General features: G+C 43.8%; 10 protein-coding genes. 4 read left to right on the top strand and 6 right to left on the bottom strand.

Annotated features, from left to right (window positions below; translation table 11 throughout):
* Nucleotides 1-257: 257 nt before the first annotated feature.
* Complete coding sequence (locus tag BM736_RS12025; RefSeq protein WP_076412349.1) at nt 258-1,223, bottom strand: LysR family transcriptional regulator; 966 nt, start codon at nt 1,221-1,223, stop codon at nt 258-260.
* A 505-nt stretch (nt 1,224-1,728) separates the two neighbouring features.
* Between BM736_RS12025 and BM736_RS12020 the strand changes: the two genes are divergently transcribed.
* The 3 genes from BM736_RS12020 (at nt 1,729) to BM736_RS12010 (ending at nt 6,249) form a co-directional block, all read left to right on the top strand.
* Complete coding sequence (locus tag BM736_RS12020) at nt 1,729-2,424, top strand: 4Fe-4S dicluster domain-containing protein (protein ID WP_076412346.1); 696 nt, start codon at nt 1,729-1,731, stop codon at nt 2,422-2,424.
* A gap of 9 nt (nt 2,425-2,433) precedes the next feature.
* Nucleotides 2,434-5,469, top strand: coding sequence for a molybdopterin-dependent oxidoreductase (locus tag BM736_RS12015; protein WP_076412343.1), 3,036 nt, complete (start codon nt 2,434-2,436; stop codon nt 5,467-5,469).
* A 189-nt stretch (nt 5,470-5,658) separates the two neighbouring features.
* Nucleotides 5,659-6,249 (top strand): hypothetical protein, encoded by a 591-nt coding sequence (locus BM736_RS12010; protein WP_076412341.1) that lies wholly within the window; start codon nt 5,659-5,661, stop codon nt 6,247-6,249.
* An 84-nt stretch (nt 6,250-6,333) separates the two neighbouring features.
* On the opposite strand, the gene BM736_RS12005 is transcribed toward BM736_RS12010, so the two are convergent.
* On the bottom strand, nt 6,334-7,854 hold the full coding sequence (locus BM736_RS12005) for an Ig-like domain-containing protein (RefSeq protein ID WP_256717820.1): 1,521 nt from the start codon (nt 7,852-7,854) through the stop codon (nt 6,334-6,336).
* A 694-nt stretch (nt 7,855-8,548) separates the two neighbouring features.
* Here BM736_RS12005 and BM736_RS12000 point away from each other — a divergent pair.
* Complete coding sequence (locus BM736_RS12000; protein WP_076412335.1) at nt 8,549-9,076, top strand: MarR family winged helix-turn-helix transcriptional regulator; 528 nt, start codon at nt 8,549-8,551, stop codon at nt 9,074-9,076.
* 103 nt (nt 9,077-9,179) lie between these two features.
* Here the strand turns inward: BM736_RS12000 and BM736_RS11995 are convergent, their stop codons facing one another.
* From BM736_RS11995 to BM736_RS11980, 4 genes are all read right to left on the bottom strand, one after another.
* On the bottom strand, nt 9,180-9,746 hold the full coding sequence (locus tag BM736_RS11995; protein ID WP_076412332.1) for a YSC84-related protein: 567 nt from the start codon (nt 9,744-9,746) through the stop codon (nt 9,180-9,182).
* A 155-nt stretch (nt 9,747-9,901) separates the two neighbouring features.
* Nucleotides 9,902-11,992: a S9 family peptidase gene (locus tag BM736_RS11990; RefSeq protein ID WP_076412330.1), complete on the bottom strand. Its 2,091-nt coding sequence runs from the start codon at nt 11,990-11,992 to the stop codon at nt 9,902-9,904.
* A gap of 127 nt (nt 11,993-12,119) precedes the next feature.
* A complete protein-coding gene (locus BM736_RS11985) occupies nt 12,120-13,031 on the bottom strand; it encodes a hypothetical protein (protein ID WP_076412328.1) in 912 nt (303 codons plus the stop codon).
* Between the two features lie 239 nt (nt 13,032-13,270).
* Nucleotides 13,271-13,663: a nitrous oxide-stimulated promoter family protein gene (locus BM736_RS11980; protein ID WP_076412325.1), complete on the bottom strand. Its 393-nt coding sequence runs from the start codon at nt 13,661-13,663 to the stop codon at nt 13,271-13,273.
* Nucleotides 13,664-14,024: the final 361 nt, after the last annotated feature.

Genomic DNA, 14,024 nt, shown 5'->3' with positions numbered 1-14,024 from the left:
CATCTTGTCAGTGTTATTCACTGTTTATTTTTTATTTGCAAAGCCAGTGTTCTAGCTTTGTCGATATGTATGACTCAGGCTTCAGGCGTAGCTTGATGGTGTCGATACATGTTTTGCTCACTCAATATTATTTGGGTCTAACTCACTCTTTAGTCATATCAGTTTTATGTATGGGTATTCACCTCCTAGGGGCTTGATTGGTAAGGGCTAATCTATTGCAGGGATTAACCACTTATCGCTTTGTTACTGCTTGGGATCTATTCATCGCTGGCGAGCCGCCACTCTCTCTCGAGTCCACAGATCAGTTTGGATTTAACCCAGTTAAAAGCGGCTGAATTATTGGTATTTCCAAATAGCAGGTAGTTACCTATCTCTCGGTTTTCTCTCCGTCTAATTCGACACCTTTGAGCTAACTCATCGGGTAATTTGACGTATTGGATCTGGGGGAGCATCTTGACAAACTGACGTGTGAATTGATTACAGCTCAATGTCACAGCATCGCTTTCACTGAGTAACCTCATTGCTGAAGCTAGGCTGTCTGTGTAGCCCTCAACCTCCATGATGAGGTTCTGCTCTCGGCATAAATTCACCAGAAGTGGACACGTCAGATCGTCGTAGTTATCTATCTCAAGGCAGGAGTAGTGAGAGATGGTTTCTAGCGTTAATGGCTGGGACAGTATTGGGTGGTCTTTTCTAGCAAGTAGATAAAGGCTGTCAGTTTCTGCAAACATCTCATAATTTAATCCTTTGCCATTAAATCCTTCATATACCACCACGAAGTCCATATCACCGTTAGCGAGTTCCATACTGCAGTCGTGAGTGAGAACACGCACATCAAAACGAAGGTTAGGTGCTTCGAGCAGTATCTCATCACGTATTACTTTCTTTACTGCGTAAACAAACTCGTCATAAGCATGAATGATGTATTGACCACCAGACTCAGCGGGAGTGAAGACTGAGTGCTGCATCTCAATTTTCTGGTATTGCTCTACTAAAGACTTTGCCATTGGGATTAACTGATGGGTTTTTTCAGTGGCGACGAAACCAGATGATCTTCGTATAAAGAGTGAGTCCTTAAAAATATCACGTAATATTTTTAAGGTTCTGCTTACACCTGATGCTGTCATGCCTAATTCATTTGCAGCTTGATGACTTTGACCATGTTCATATATTGAAATAAACACTTTTAATTGATTGTAATTTAATTGGTCTATTTTATTCATGGTTTATTTCTGTTGATTTGTTATTGGTTATTATCATCTATGTATGTTTAAGGTAATACAGTGTTATATGTCACACTTTTAATATGGTTATTATTCTTACTTTGATATTAATCTCACTTTTCATTTATTGATAAATGCAAATATCAATAATCGAATTTTACTGGTGAATAGCATTAGCCTTTGTTTTTGTTTGCTTAAATATAAAAGGTGATTTGCGTGTTCTTGCCTATGTTATTGTTTTGAAAGGTGTTGATGTCTAACCTTGTTTGGTGTGTTTAATATTGTCGACCACTGGATTATCTCTATATTGATATTATCCCTTCCAAAAATACTATGTTGGAATTTATTTCATGTTTTTTTAATTTATTTTTAAAGTGTGAGCTCTGCTTTGTTGCTTAATTTAAAAGTTAATTCCAGTTATTAATTTATATTTATATGTGTATTTTAAAATAAAGGTCAATTTATATTGGCTATATATAAATATAGTTTATGTGTGAGGTGGATTATGTTGGATAGACGTTCCATATTAAAAATGGCTGCTGGTGGTGCCATGCTGTCGATTGTGCCTGTGGCACAACTACAAGCAAAAACTGCAGAAAAACGTTTGGCTATGGTTTTTGATGTTCGCCGCTGTACCGGATGCTTATCTTGTACAGTTTCTTGCGCGATGGAGAACCAGACAGATACAGGGCGTGGGAGAACGCGAGTTAATCAGGCAAGTATTGAGCAACAAGGTCAAATATCTACGTTAGCGGTACCGAATCAGTGCAATCAATGTGATAACCCAGCATGTGTTTATGTGTGTCCTGTAGAGGCAACATATAAGCGTAAAGAGGATGGCATTGTGGTTATCGACCATGATGAGTGCATCCATTGCCAGCTTTGTGTCGATGCATGTCCCTATGGCGCAAGACGCAAAGATGACACATTAGAGTCCCCGCCTGAAAAGTGTAATTTCTGTATTCACCGAGTGTCAGTCGGCCTTTTGCCTGCTTGTGTCGAGACCTGTATCGGTGAGGCTAGGGTCTTTGGGGATCTCAATGATCCTGCCAGTACGGTATCCCAGTTAGTGAAAGATAATAAGGTGTACGCCATGCTATCTGAGGCTGGCACTCAGCCCAATATTTTCTATATCGGTTTACCTGAGCAGGCAGATGATCAAGAGATCTTGTCGCTTAATTTTCTCGAATGGCAGCGCTAGGAGTTCGTAATGGATAGACGTAAATTTTTAACCCAAGCGGGTGTCGTGTCAGTCGCCGCAGCAACAGTGGGTTGTGGTGATAAAACTCAACCCATTCATCCTAAGCGCAGTCAAGATGTGGCTCGCTTCGGTCATCCTATTCCACCTGAGTGCTCGCAAAGTGCAGAGGGTCAATGGAGTAAGACGGCTGGAGTGAGGACGGCATACTCACGTTGCTTTAGCTGTTACAACATCTGTGGCTTACGTGTTCGTATTGATGAGAAAAGTGACAAGGTACTGAAAGTAGGTGGTAACCCCTATTGCGAGAACAACTCAGGCTCTCCCTTGCCCATTGAGGTGAGCGTGAAGCAAAGCTATATCGAAATGGCTGGTGAAGCGGGGCTGGCCAATCGCGCCACGACTTGTGCTAAGGGCGCAAGCTGTGCCGACTCGGTTGATGATGAGCGTCGGGTGAGTCAGGTACTCAAGCGAGCGGGTAAACGTGGTGAAGGCAAGTGGATCACAATCAGTTATGAACAGGCACTGTCTGAAATTGTAAAGGGTGGGGACCTGTTTGGAGAGGGGCATGTTGAAGGTTTAGCTGCGATACGTCAGCTCGATAAGCCAGTAAAACCAGGCTTTCCTGAGTTTGGCAGTGCAGCGAACCACCTGTTTGCTACCTTCTGTGCAGAAGATACCTTGCGCGGCAGTTTCTATGCCCGCTTTATGCAGCAAGCTTGGGGCACGAGTAACTTAGGGACTAAACATGCCTATTGCGGCGCTGCGCAAGCGACTGGCTACAGCTTAGGTATGGCTGCAGGGTTTGAAGAGTGGCTTAATGATGTTGACTGGGAAAATGTTGAGTATGGTCTGTTTATGGGCACCAGCCCAGGTTCATCGGGTGCCAGCCTTAACCGAGTCGGGCGTGGGCTTGCAGATAGCCGAGTAGATAGAAAGTTTAAGTATGTCTGCGTCGATCCGCTACTGCGTACCACAGTTGCTGCAGATACCAACGCTAAATGGTTAGCGGTTAAGCCGGGTCAAGATGCAGCATTCTCTTTTGGTGTTATTCGCACCATGCTTGAAGAGGAGTGGTTCAATAGAACCCATCTTGAAGGAGCGAGCGAGAAGGCTGCAAAAGCTGCAGGTGAGCTTAATTTTACCAATGCGGGTCACCTTGTGGTGATGGAGCCGACTCACCCTAATTACAGAGGTTTTGCTAAAGCGGCTGATTTCGGCCTTGGCGGCGATGAAGCGTTAATCATTAAGTCCTCTAGCTCAACGTTGGTGTCTGCAGAGGATGGCGATAAAGCTGAGCTGTTTGTCAGTAAGGTGGTCAAGGATAAAAAGGGTCGTAAGGTTAAGCTGGTTTCCTCTTTGCTCTTGCTGAAGTTAGAGGCGCAGCGAACAAGTATGCAGGTCTATGCCGAGCAGTCAGGCATCTCAGTGAAAGAGATGCGTCAAGTCGCCAAAGACTTAGCTCATTATGGTCGTAAGGCCTGTGTGGCAGGTAATGGCGGCACTAACTCATCTGATGGCTTTGTAATGGGCTGGATCTGGGCAACGCTCAATACCTTAGTGGGCTCTCATGATGCTAAAGGTGGCGCTATTTATGGTAATGGTCCGATCGGTGGCTTAGAGGGGCGTTACGATCTCGCTAATATCGAAAAGGGTGTCAGTTTAGATGGCGTTGTTAATGCCTGCCGTGATGGTGCGTATGAGTCTTCGACTGAGTATCAGCAGAAACGAGCTAAAGGACAAAATCCTTATCCTGCAAGTACACCTTGGCATGAAGTTCTGCCAGCAATGAATGCCGCCGAGCAGTGGACAAGCCATGCTAATGCCGATCCCTATCAGGCTAAGGCTTTGTTTAACTGGCGCAATAACTTTCTCTATAGTGCAGCCTCAATTAGTCAGGAGGTGGTTGAGAGTATTAAAGATCCAAAACGTCTGCCGTTAATTGTGGGTATTGATTGCCATATGAATGAAACGAACCGCTATGCGGATTATTTTATTCCAGATCGCTCTATGTTGGAGGAGTACGCCGCAGACCGTATGTGGGGCTCCCATATGTTAGGGGTCGTTGCCGCTGCGCCATTAGTGACACCAAGAACAGTAAAAAATGAGCGAGGCCAGCATGTGTGCATGGAGCAGTTACTCATCGATATCGCCTTAGAGATGGAGCTACCAGGTTTTGGTAAAGGGGCTATCGCCCATGCCGACGGTCAGCACGCTGATCTCTTGTGCTTTGAAGATTGGCATGGGAAATATCTAGCGAATGTGGCTTCTCAGTGTGAAAGCCTGCCCAAAGTGACTGCAGAAGATAGAGAGTGGGCTGGTTTAGATTACGCAATGAAACCATTGCTCTCTAAGCTGACCCCAACTGAAACGGCTCAAGTGGAGTCCCTCCTATCAAGAGGTGGATACTATGTGGCGGATGAGCGTTACGACGGTGAGTTTGTAAAAGGGGCGGGCGCCAAGTGTTTGCAGATTTATCATGAGGCTGTTGCACAGCTGCGTCATGCTTATTCAGGGGAGCATTACCCCGGCACTGTCACCTACCAAGAGCATAAATTCTGGAATGGTGACACCTGGGAGAGCCATTGGCCAAAGTCGGAATACCCTCTGTTGTTCTCAAGTTATAAGGCTACAGTGCGCTCAAACTATGCCGTTGCCTATAAACGCATTGCAGAGATAAGCCCGACAAACTACATCTATATGAACCAAGAGACTGCCAGTGAGCAGGGCTTAGTTAATGGCGACAATGTTCAGCTGATAACGGCAAACGGGAAACCCGCTGTAGGCATACTGCAAACTGACTCTGGCGTAGCTAAAGAGGCGGTATGTGTATCCCATGGCTTTGGTCACAGTGAGGGATTTGGCGGAGACGATCGTGTCATTGATGGGAAAAAGATCCCGGCGCTCACTCAGCGAGCTGGTGGTGTTGCAATCAACCAGATGATCCCGACTGATCCAACTCGTGGTGGCTCTGCCAGTATGCTCAACGACTATTGGACTGGAGCCAACTGTCGTCATGGGATCCCTGTGCGAGTTGTGAAAGTTTAGTCAGCCTCTGAGGCAAATGATTAATCGACAATAGTGCTTTACCCTTTCTGATCCACCAATCAGCCCCCTCAGTACCCGTTCACTGAGGGGTTTTTTATAGCTAGCCTGTAAGTAAACTCATTATTAGAGCTTAAGTTAATATTTATCTCATTATGTTAGGCTGTCTGGCACAAATTGATGGAGATAATAATGAAAACAACAAAACACTCACACCTAGCTTTATTACTGACCTCAGCCTCTATGTTAGCGATGCCAGCATTGGCAACAACAAGCGAACAAGATACGTTTTTTGATAGCATCGCCGCGCATTGTGGTAAGGCGTTTGAAGGTACAGTAACCGCTGGCAATACAGTCGATTCAGCTTTCAGTGGGAAGAAACTCGTGATGCACGTGCGTGAGTGCAGTGACACCCAGCTTAAAGTTCCTTTTCATGTTGGTGAAGATCACTCACGCACTTGGGTGATCACTAAAACGCAATATGGTTTGCACTTAGCCCATGACCATCGTCATAAAGATGGCAGTGAAGACAAGGTGACTATGTATGGCGGAATGACGGGAGATATGGGGAGCCCTAGCGAGCAATCTTTCCCTGTTGATGCTCACTCTATCAATAACTTCAGAGAAAACGGCCTAGATGTTTCAATAACGAATGTGTGGCATATGTATATCAAACCACAAGAGTTTACTTACCGTCTAACACGCGAGAATCGCGATTTTAGAGTAGATTTTGACCTGACTAAGCCTGTTGATTTACCGCCAGTGCCTTGGGGACATAAGTAGTTATAATTAATATGACTTTTAATAATTAAAGCCAATTAGCATAAGCGAATTGGCTTTTATTTTTTATCGAGTTAAATCGTTTACTTATTGGTGCATCTTTTCAATCATTGCAGCTCGATCATCGTAATCATCATGGCAGCTGCCACAACTATCTTTAGCGACATTCCAAGGCTGTACGTACATCCCATCATCAGAATAATTTTCGGGGCTAGCCGAAGGGTACTCTAGGTTAATTTTAAAAAAGTGATTGCTCTTTGGCATATGACAAGTGGTGCATTTTGCTACAAATTCATGCACTTCAAGATCTGGGGTAAACCTTTTGTCACCATGACAATCAGTACAGTCTTTTAGCATTGCATCTTCATGCCCAGGCTGATCTTCATTGGCCTTTGAGCGGTGAGGATTGTGGCAAGTATGGCAGGCCATTTCATGTTTCTTACCAGTCATTTCACCAGTATTAGCATCTAAGCCTAACATCGCATCACCGGCTACTCGTCCACCGTCGAAATACGGAATAGTACGGCCACCAATACTGTCACCACCAAAGTCATTGTTGTGTTCACTTACAAAGTCTGGATAGTGACGGTTAGTTTTCTTGCTGTGGCACTCTGAACAGGTTATCGCTAAACCATAACCCATGTCATCTTTGACTAGATCAGCGGTTAGACGTCCAGTCGCAACACGCGAAATATCATCTGCCGACATAGTTTTAATATGTTTGCTACCTGCACCATGACAAGCTTCACATTGAATACCAGGCTGATTGTAAGTGCCTGCAAACCCTTTTAGACCATCTTGATGATTAGGGTTTAGATCTGAGTCAGGGGTGTAGTCCTTCCAGCCCGTTGAGTGGCAAATACCACAGTCGAATTGTTGTGAATCCGGTGCGGCGTCAGGCAAGTACCCCTGCATATGATTGATTGAAATATCTTCGCCATTTTGTGGCATAGATACAGCGACTCCAGTTCCAGTAAGAATGAAGCCGTCTTTATCGAGGAAGTTCGCCCAAGTGTCGTAGCCGCCGATGACGTAGCTAATGTCACTCCAATCATTAGGAGTACCAGTGCTGTTATTCGCACCATACATAAGCTCAACTGCACCATCTATGAAACTGAATGGATATTCTGGTGCTTTGTCGTCGACAACTTTATTTAGCTTAAAGTTATGTCCGGTTTCAAAAAAGGTAGCTTTATCGCTGTGACAACCAATGCAAGTATTAGAACCGACATATTCTGCGACTTCTGGCTCGGGGTTAGTGACAGTAATCGTTACAGTGGTTGAGTCTGTTGCACCATGTGTATCGGCTATGCTGTAGTTAATATGTGTCGTACCCGCAGATTCTGGTGTGAACAGTAAGTCATTATTACTTTGGACTACAGTGCCACTGCCATCAGTGATAACAAAATCGACTAACTCTATAGCGTCGCCATCTGGATCATAATCATTGGCTAGCACTTTGATGCGAATTGGGTCGCCTTCTGCCCAAGCTGTAGCTGTGTCAGGTACCGCTACCGGTGGTCTATTTTCTATATCAGGTGAGTCGTCGCTACCGCAACCAACTACGGTGAGCCCCATTATCATTGTTAAGGATGCTGCTTTTAACATTCCCATCTCATCACTCTCTTTGTTATATACGCTCCTTCTTCGAAGAGCGCTAGTTATGCCACTTAAACGATGAGCCTGTTTGTGTAATAAAAAAATCAGTTCTTCGTTCAAGCAGCGGATCTTCTGTTCAGATCTTGTATGGTTTGAGCCTGACAACACTTAATGGGTAAATTGCTTTTATTGTCAGTAACTACTACAAATTTTTATATCGTGAGTTTGTAGCTTTTTTCATTGTCAAAGAAGCTATCTCGTGTTTGAAACCCAGAGAAGGCATTGAGTTAAACATCGCGTTGTAAGCAGCATAAACATGGCCGCAGCTAGTCGTGGTGCTTGCATGAGCTACTTTGTGAAACCGACAGTTACTAATTGTCGGTTTTAGAAACGTTCTGTTTAAGGACGGCCTCGCTTAACGGGTTTTATAAACCCAAAAAATCACGATATATCTACTTCACTGAATCTGTATCGATATCTATAACCAGTAATAATCAGCAAAACTTTAAAAGGAATATCGTCAGGATTTACTGTAATGCATTGATTATTAAGGTTTAAACTCTATCATTAAGTGCTGATGTCAACAATTAATGTTGTCGCAAAAGTATCTTTCTGGAAAGATACTAAGTGGAGTTTATCTTTCTCGCAAGATATAATGATGGGCAATAAACAAAAGTGAGAGGTAGGGCCATTGGAAAAGTGCATGGAAGACATTTTGCAGCTAAATGAAGCGAATTGGCCTGAGTGTGCAGCCACCTCATACCCGGCTTTATTGCGGCTGACGCAAGTTAACAATATCTTTATTCAATTAATTAAAGAGTGTGTCGAATCTTATGGGTTACAGAGTTCAGATTTCAATCTGTTGTGCAGCTTGCGCCGTAACCCTCCGCCGCATCTTCTTTCGCCTACAGATCTTTATCAAAGCATGCTATTTAGCTCTGGTGGTCTGACAAAAGTTCTTATCCGTCTGCAAAAAGAGGAGTTAATTGAGCGCTGTGAAAATCCGGATGATAAACGCAGTAAATTAGTTAAACTTTCGCAAAAAGGTAAGTTGCTGGTTGAGGAGATTATGCCTGTATTGCATAAGCGTGAGAACGATATGGTCGCTGCTTTGAGCGCTGAAGATTTAGCTCAATTAGATGATTTGATGATGCGCATAATGCAAAGCATGAATAGCAAAGGGCAAATATACCCGACAAGAGTGCAGTTTATGGGGGCTAGCAAAAATTGATGACCTCCTGCGCATAGAATTTTCTGGGTTTGAATACTAAAAAGCCTGCAGCGAGTCATTAGCTGCAGGCTTTTTTAATTTAGAGCGCGAATAACATCGAAGACTACTTATCTTCAAAAGTAAACGATTGTCCTGCTAGGGCTGCTTCAAACATCAAGCCGCCTTTGGCTAGCGTATAAACTGCCATTCCGTTAATGTAGGCCGCTTTTGCCGCTGCTTTTCCTGCACTGCTTGAGTTACCAGTGGTGCCAGCCTGGGCATTAGCACCGATAGTGATGGCAACTGCTGAGGCTTGGGCACCGAATTCGAAACTGCCGCTAGTAAATTCATTGTAGGCTTTGGCATCTCTGAAGAAGATTATTTCGCTATAGGCTTGTCCGCCTATCTGAAAGCCAAGAGAGACTTGGGTTAAGCTGGTGTCGCCAGTATAGCCATTCCCCTTAAACACACGTCCTTTGCCATAAGCTGCACCTATACCAAAACCGCCTTTTCCTACTGTTGGAAAGATGGCATAGCCATAAGCATTATCGAAAAACTTGTGGGTATCACTGGCTTGTTTGAAGTTGGCTATGGCTTCGGCGTAGCTTTCATCTGCTACCGCGACTTGAGAAATAAATAGAGTGGCACAAAGCACTGATAGTCTGGAGATGATAGAGATAAACTTTTTCATTTTTGGCTCCTTTTCAAAAAATACGGCAATAATCACAGCATACCCAGCTATTGGTCTGATGAGAATGCTGTAGGCAATAAAAAGCGCCTTTGAAGGCGCTTTTATCTATGTGTGTCAGCTTAGGTTCAGTGAATTAACCCTGAACGGTATTAAGCTTAATCGGTTGTTTTACCTGATTGGCTTTTACCTAAGACACTATTATCTAAGACATAGTGATTAAACCATTTCTGATCCCACTCCATCTTGGCTTTGCGATGTTGGTACTTACTTAGGCCATGACCTTCACCTGGGTAAACCACCAATTCAACAGGGACATTAAGATAATGTTTCAGCGCTCGATAAAGTCCTTGCGCATGACCTACAGGAACACGTTGATCGTTCTCGCCGATATGGATAAGTGTTGGGGTTTTTATCTTATCCGCACGGGTCAAAGATGATCCATGGCTATAAGCTTCAGGCTTTTCCCATGGCAGGCCTTCCATGAAGTTCACTACATGGCCTGGTGTGTCCTCTAGTATCCATTGAAGGCGCTGGTCAAACACTCCTGCACCAGAGCTGGCGGCTTTAAAGCGGGTGTTAGTACTGATTAACGCATTGGTGAGGTAGCCACCGTTACTCCATCCCATGACTGCCATCTTGTCACCGTCAGCGATACCATCGGCGATAAGCTGATCGACACCTGCCATGATATCTTTGACTTCGATATCGTGCTCTTTACCTACTAGGTCGGTGAGAAACTTGTCACCGTAGCCAGTAGAGCCGCGATAGTTTGGTGAGAGCAGTGCCCAGCCATTGGCGGTAAAAGTAGAGCGGCCGTATGATCTGTGTTGCAGGGCGTATGGCGTTGCCGAAGTGGGTCCACCATGGATCTGAACGATTAATGGTAGCGGCCCATCCTCTTTTTTATAACCTGCAGGCAGGTCGAGGATACCTTCAACCGTAGCACCGTCGGGTGCTTGCCATTTGACGATCTGTATCTGCGGCAATATCCAGCTATCGACTTGTGGGTTGATATTGGTCATGCGCTTATATTTAGCGCGAGAGCTATCGGCATCAGCGATGAATAGATCATAGAAGTGCTCTAAGCCGTTATGACTAAAAGCGAGCTTCTTGCCATTATGGCTGAAGCTATAGCTACCAATAACCAGATCATCTTTCACTACGGTGCGAGTGTCGCCTTGTTTACCTTTGTCTACCTCTGTACAAAACAGTTTGACTCGAGCGTGCTCAGATCCTCGATAACATATCTCATCGCTATTAGGGCGCCAGTTAATATCGGCTGAATTTAGTGTGACATCGTCAGGGCGAGATATCTCAAGGAGCTTATCTGTCTCTGTATTACTGATGAAGAGCTTACCTGGGTGGCCATCGAAGTCGATTCTAAACGCAAGTTGCTCATTATCACTGTGCCAGTCTAGCCCAAGTAACCAGCCGTAAGGCGATGGAGCCTGCTCACGCCATGCCTTGTCTGCTAATACTTTGTTTGATTGATTCTTAGTATTAAAAACCTCTACGTCAGACCAGCCTTCTAGGTAGACCAGTTCGTTATCTGAGGTGGTGATACGGGCTATTTTACTGCCATCGTCACTGACACTAAATTGCCACACAACCTTGTCGTCATCTAAGATAAGCTGTTGCTTAAAGTGGTCAAGGTCGAGTTTATATAATGGATTAGTCTTGCGTTCTCCGTGGCCATATTTAGGCGTGCTATGGCTTGCTCGCATTGAGGCCCAGAGGTCTTTATCTTTTACGGTTTTATTGGCTAAAAAGTAGAGGCTCTTGCCGTCGCCGCTAATTGAATATGCACTTACACCTTCGACCTCTTTAGTCATTGGCACGGCATCACCACCAGATTTAGCGATTCTGAAAACCTGCTTCTTACCATTAAAGGGGGCTTTTTTTCCTTCCTGGGTCACCTTACCTAAGTAGTAAATATATTCACCGTCCGGGCTCCACTGAGGGCTAGACTCACTCTCGTTTGTGAACGTGAGTCGAGTCGTCTTGCGGTTTTTAGTGTTGACCTGCCACAGATCTTTTTGGCTCTTGTCTAACTCTTTATCCCAGCGAGACTCAAGCCATACCGCTAGCTTGCCATCGGGACTGAGCTGAACACTTTGCATGCCACCTATATCAAAAAAGTCATCAGTGGTTATTTGATGAGTTCTTTCTACGGCTTGTGAGTAGGGGGTTAGGAGCAACCCTGCAGTGACCACTGCAAGTTTAGATACTTGGCATAGCTTTCCCATCTTGATCCCTTTTATGTCTGAATGCTTTGGTTGGTAATAATTATTTTTGTCGCTGACACAATAGCGTAAAAGGGTTGGATCGGAAATATAGTGAGTTAAAAAGCGATGGTATATTTGTTCAAGTAGATCACAGTTTATGATCTGCTTGATCTTTTTTGGGTTCCTCTTTTAACAACTGGTGCAGGTAGCTCAACTCTTCTGAGCTCAATAGTTGTGAGTTTGTCTTATTTAAACTGCTGTTATTAGCGACGTTTATGGTGAGTTTACCTCTCAAGTATGCGGCTCTGGTTATCTGTTGCAGTCCATAGATAGCAAGAATATAGATGGTTAGTAGTAGGGCTAAACGGGTAAACACTTGAGTCAATTCGGAGATTTGATCGCCGAAATAGAAGGGAAGGATGACAAGTATGGTGCGGATTAACCAATTTGCCATCATTGCAAAGGTCAGCACTAACAACCAACGAAACTTTATATCCCTTAGGCTCTCTTGATGCACCTTAGGTTTATGTCCTTGCGCTTTGATGAGCATGCGTATTATCAGCACAAAGTAGGTGGCGGTTTGAATGCTGAGTAACCCCGGCAGTAGGGTGCCTAATTGGCCCATGTAACCCAATCTGGTCTCTTTGCTTAATGCAATTAAACTCGGTTCTGGCATAACGTTTTTACTGGCTAAAGCGGCTATCAGCACAATAACGGCAACGATCAGAGCAAGGTAAAAATGCTTCGAGAAGCTGATTGAGCGACGAATATTATGCAAACTTCGGTAGCAGTAGAGATACAGGAGTGGCATCAAGAGAAAGTAAACGGGAACAATAAGCGTAAAAAGTAGGTGTATAGGAGCCGGGGAGTTATCTCGGTTAAGCATGCCAGTAAAGAAATACAGCGCCAATAAGCTAAAGATACCACCCAGTAATTTGTGGTTGCCGTTACCCTCTCGATAGATAAAACGAATATAAAGACCCAGCCCGATGCAGTGAAGACCGCCGAGTAGTGATAACCACCAATAACCCTGTGAGAAAAAGTCACTAAATTCATTCATAGCAATTCATTGTCAACTCAACTGAAAGCAAGAGCAAGTTAATTAGAGTAAATAAACAGCAGATGATTAAAGCGACAATTTAGTTAAAATGAATAAATAAATCGAAATCGTAGAGTAAAGCTAGGCAATAAAAGTTAGGCAATAACTGAGATGCAATACATCTTGGCAAAAAGCTGATAGGACAAGTTTTGCAGCACATGCTTTAACGTATGTGCTGCTCCCTTAAGTTAAAGGGCTTATTATGATTGCTCAGCTTGCTGCTTTCTTATATGCCGATTAGATTGGTGTGCAGGTGGTTTTCCAGGCACAGGGCCTCGGCCAGATAGAAGGTGTTGAATGGCCATTATCGGGTGAGGCAGTAACATTTTCGGCCCAGAGAAAATCATTATCTCTCTTGCTTTGGCTTTCATGTGCGGCTTATAGCAATGAACTGGGCACTTATTACATGTGGGCTTGTCTTGGCCGTAAGGGCATCTATCTAAGCGGGTATGGGCATAGGCAAGAAACTCTTGGCATTCGTCACAGTCTGCGCTATCCATCTGCTTATGGGCTTTGCAGTAGATCTGAACCATAGCCTTGATGGTTTGATACTCTCTAAGTAATTTTCCACTGAGAAGTTCTTGAGTTTCCATATGCTATCCTGATAACGCAATCGAGCTAAAATCGATAAGATTAATACCTTAGTAGTTTACTTGGGTATTATATGACTTGATTTGAGTATGCTTCAATTATGGTCGCTTAAACTATGAAGAAGCGCACAAAATAGTGGTTTAACGGCACTAAACTTTAATTATATTTCATCTGATTTTAATGAGCCTGCATGAATTTAATGACAGAATGGATATTCATATTCAAGCCTAGATTGTGCGAATTGTTGTAAATAAGCGCTTAAAGTTGAAAAATAGGGTTAAAAAGAGATATAAATACTTGATTTGAAGTAAGAGAATGCATTACTAATATCGGTTACTATCTAAACTTGAATAAAATACATAC

This window comes from Shewanella sp. UCD-KL12 (assembly GCF_001957125.1).
Taxonomy (GTDB): Bacteria; Pseudomonadota; Gammaproteobacteria; order Enterobacterales; family Shewanellaceae; genus Shewanella.
Note: the sequence above shows the minus strand (reverse complement) of the source record. Positions and strands in the feature narration are given on the sequence as shown.

Excerpts from the sequence above, each read along its gene's own strand:
- BM736_RS12025 (WP_076412349.1), bottom strand. The coding sequence starts at position 1,223 with ATGAATAAAATAGACCAATTAAATTACAATCAATTAAAAGTGTTTATT.
- BM736_RS12020 (WP_076412346.1), top strand. The coding sequence starts at position 1,729 with ATGTTGGATAGACGTTCCATATTAAAAATGGCTGCTGGTGGTGCCATG.
- BM736_RS12015 (WP_076412343.1), top strand. The coding sequence starts at position 2,434 with ATGGATAGACGTAAATTTTTAACCCAAGCGGGTGTCGTGTCAGTCGCC.
- BM736_RS12010 (WP_076412341.1), top strand. The coding sequence starts at position 5,659 with ATGAAAACAACAAAACACTCACACCTAGCTTTATTACTGACCTCAGCC.
- BM736_RS12005 (WP_256717820.1), bottom strand. The coding sequence starts at position 7,854 with ATGTTAAAAGCAGCATCCTTAACAATGATAATGGGGCTCACCGTAGTT.
- BM736_RS12000 (WP_076412335.1), top strand. The coding sequence starts at position 8,549 with ATGGAAGACATTTTGCAGCTAAATGAAGCGAATTGGCCTGAGTGTGCA.
- BM736_RS11995 (WP_076412332.1), bottom strand. The coding sequence starts at position 9,746 with ATGAAAAAGTTTATCTCTATCATCTCCAGACTATCAGTGCTTTGTGCC.
- BM736_RS11990 (WP_076412330.1), bottom strand. The coding sequence starts at position 11,992 with ATGGGAAAGCTATGCCAAGTATCTAAACTTGCAGTGGTCACTGCAGGG.
- BM736_RS11985 (WP_076412328.1), bottom strand. The coding sequence starts at position 13,031 with ATGAATGAATTTAGTGACTTTTTCTCACAGGGTTATTGGTGGTTATCA.
- BM736_RS11980 (WP_076412325.1), bottom strand. The coding sequence starts at position 13,663 with ATGGAAACTCAAGAACTTCTCAGTGGAAAATTACTTAGAGAGTATCAA.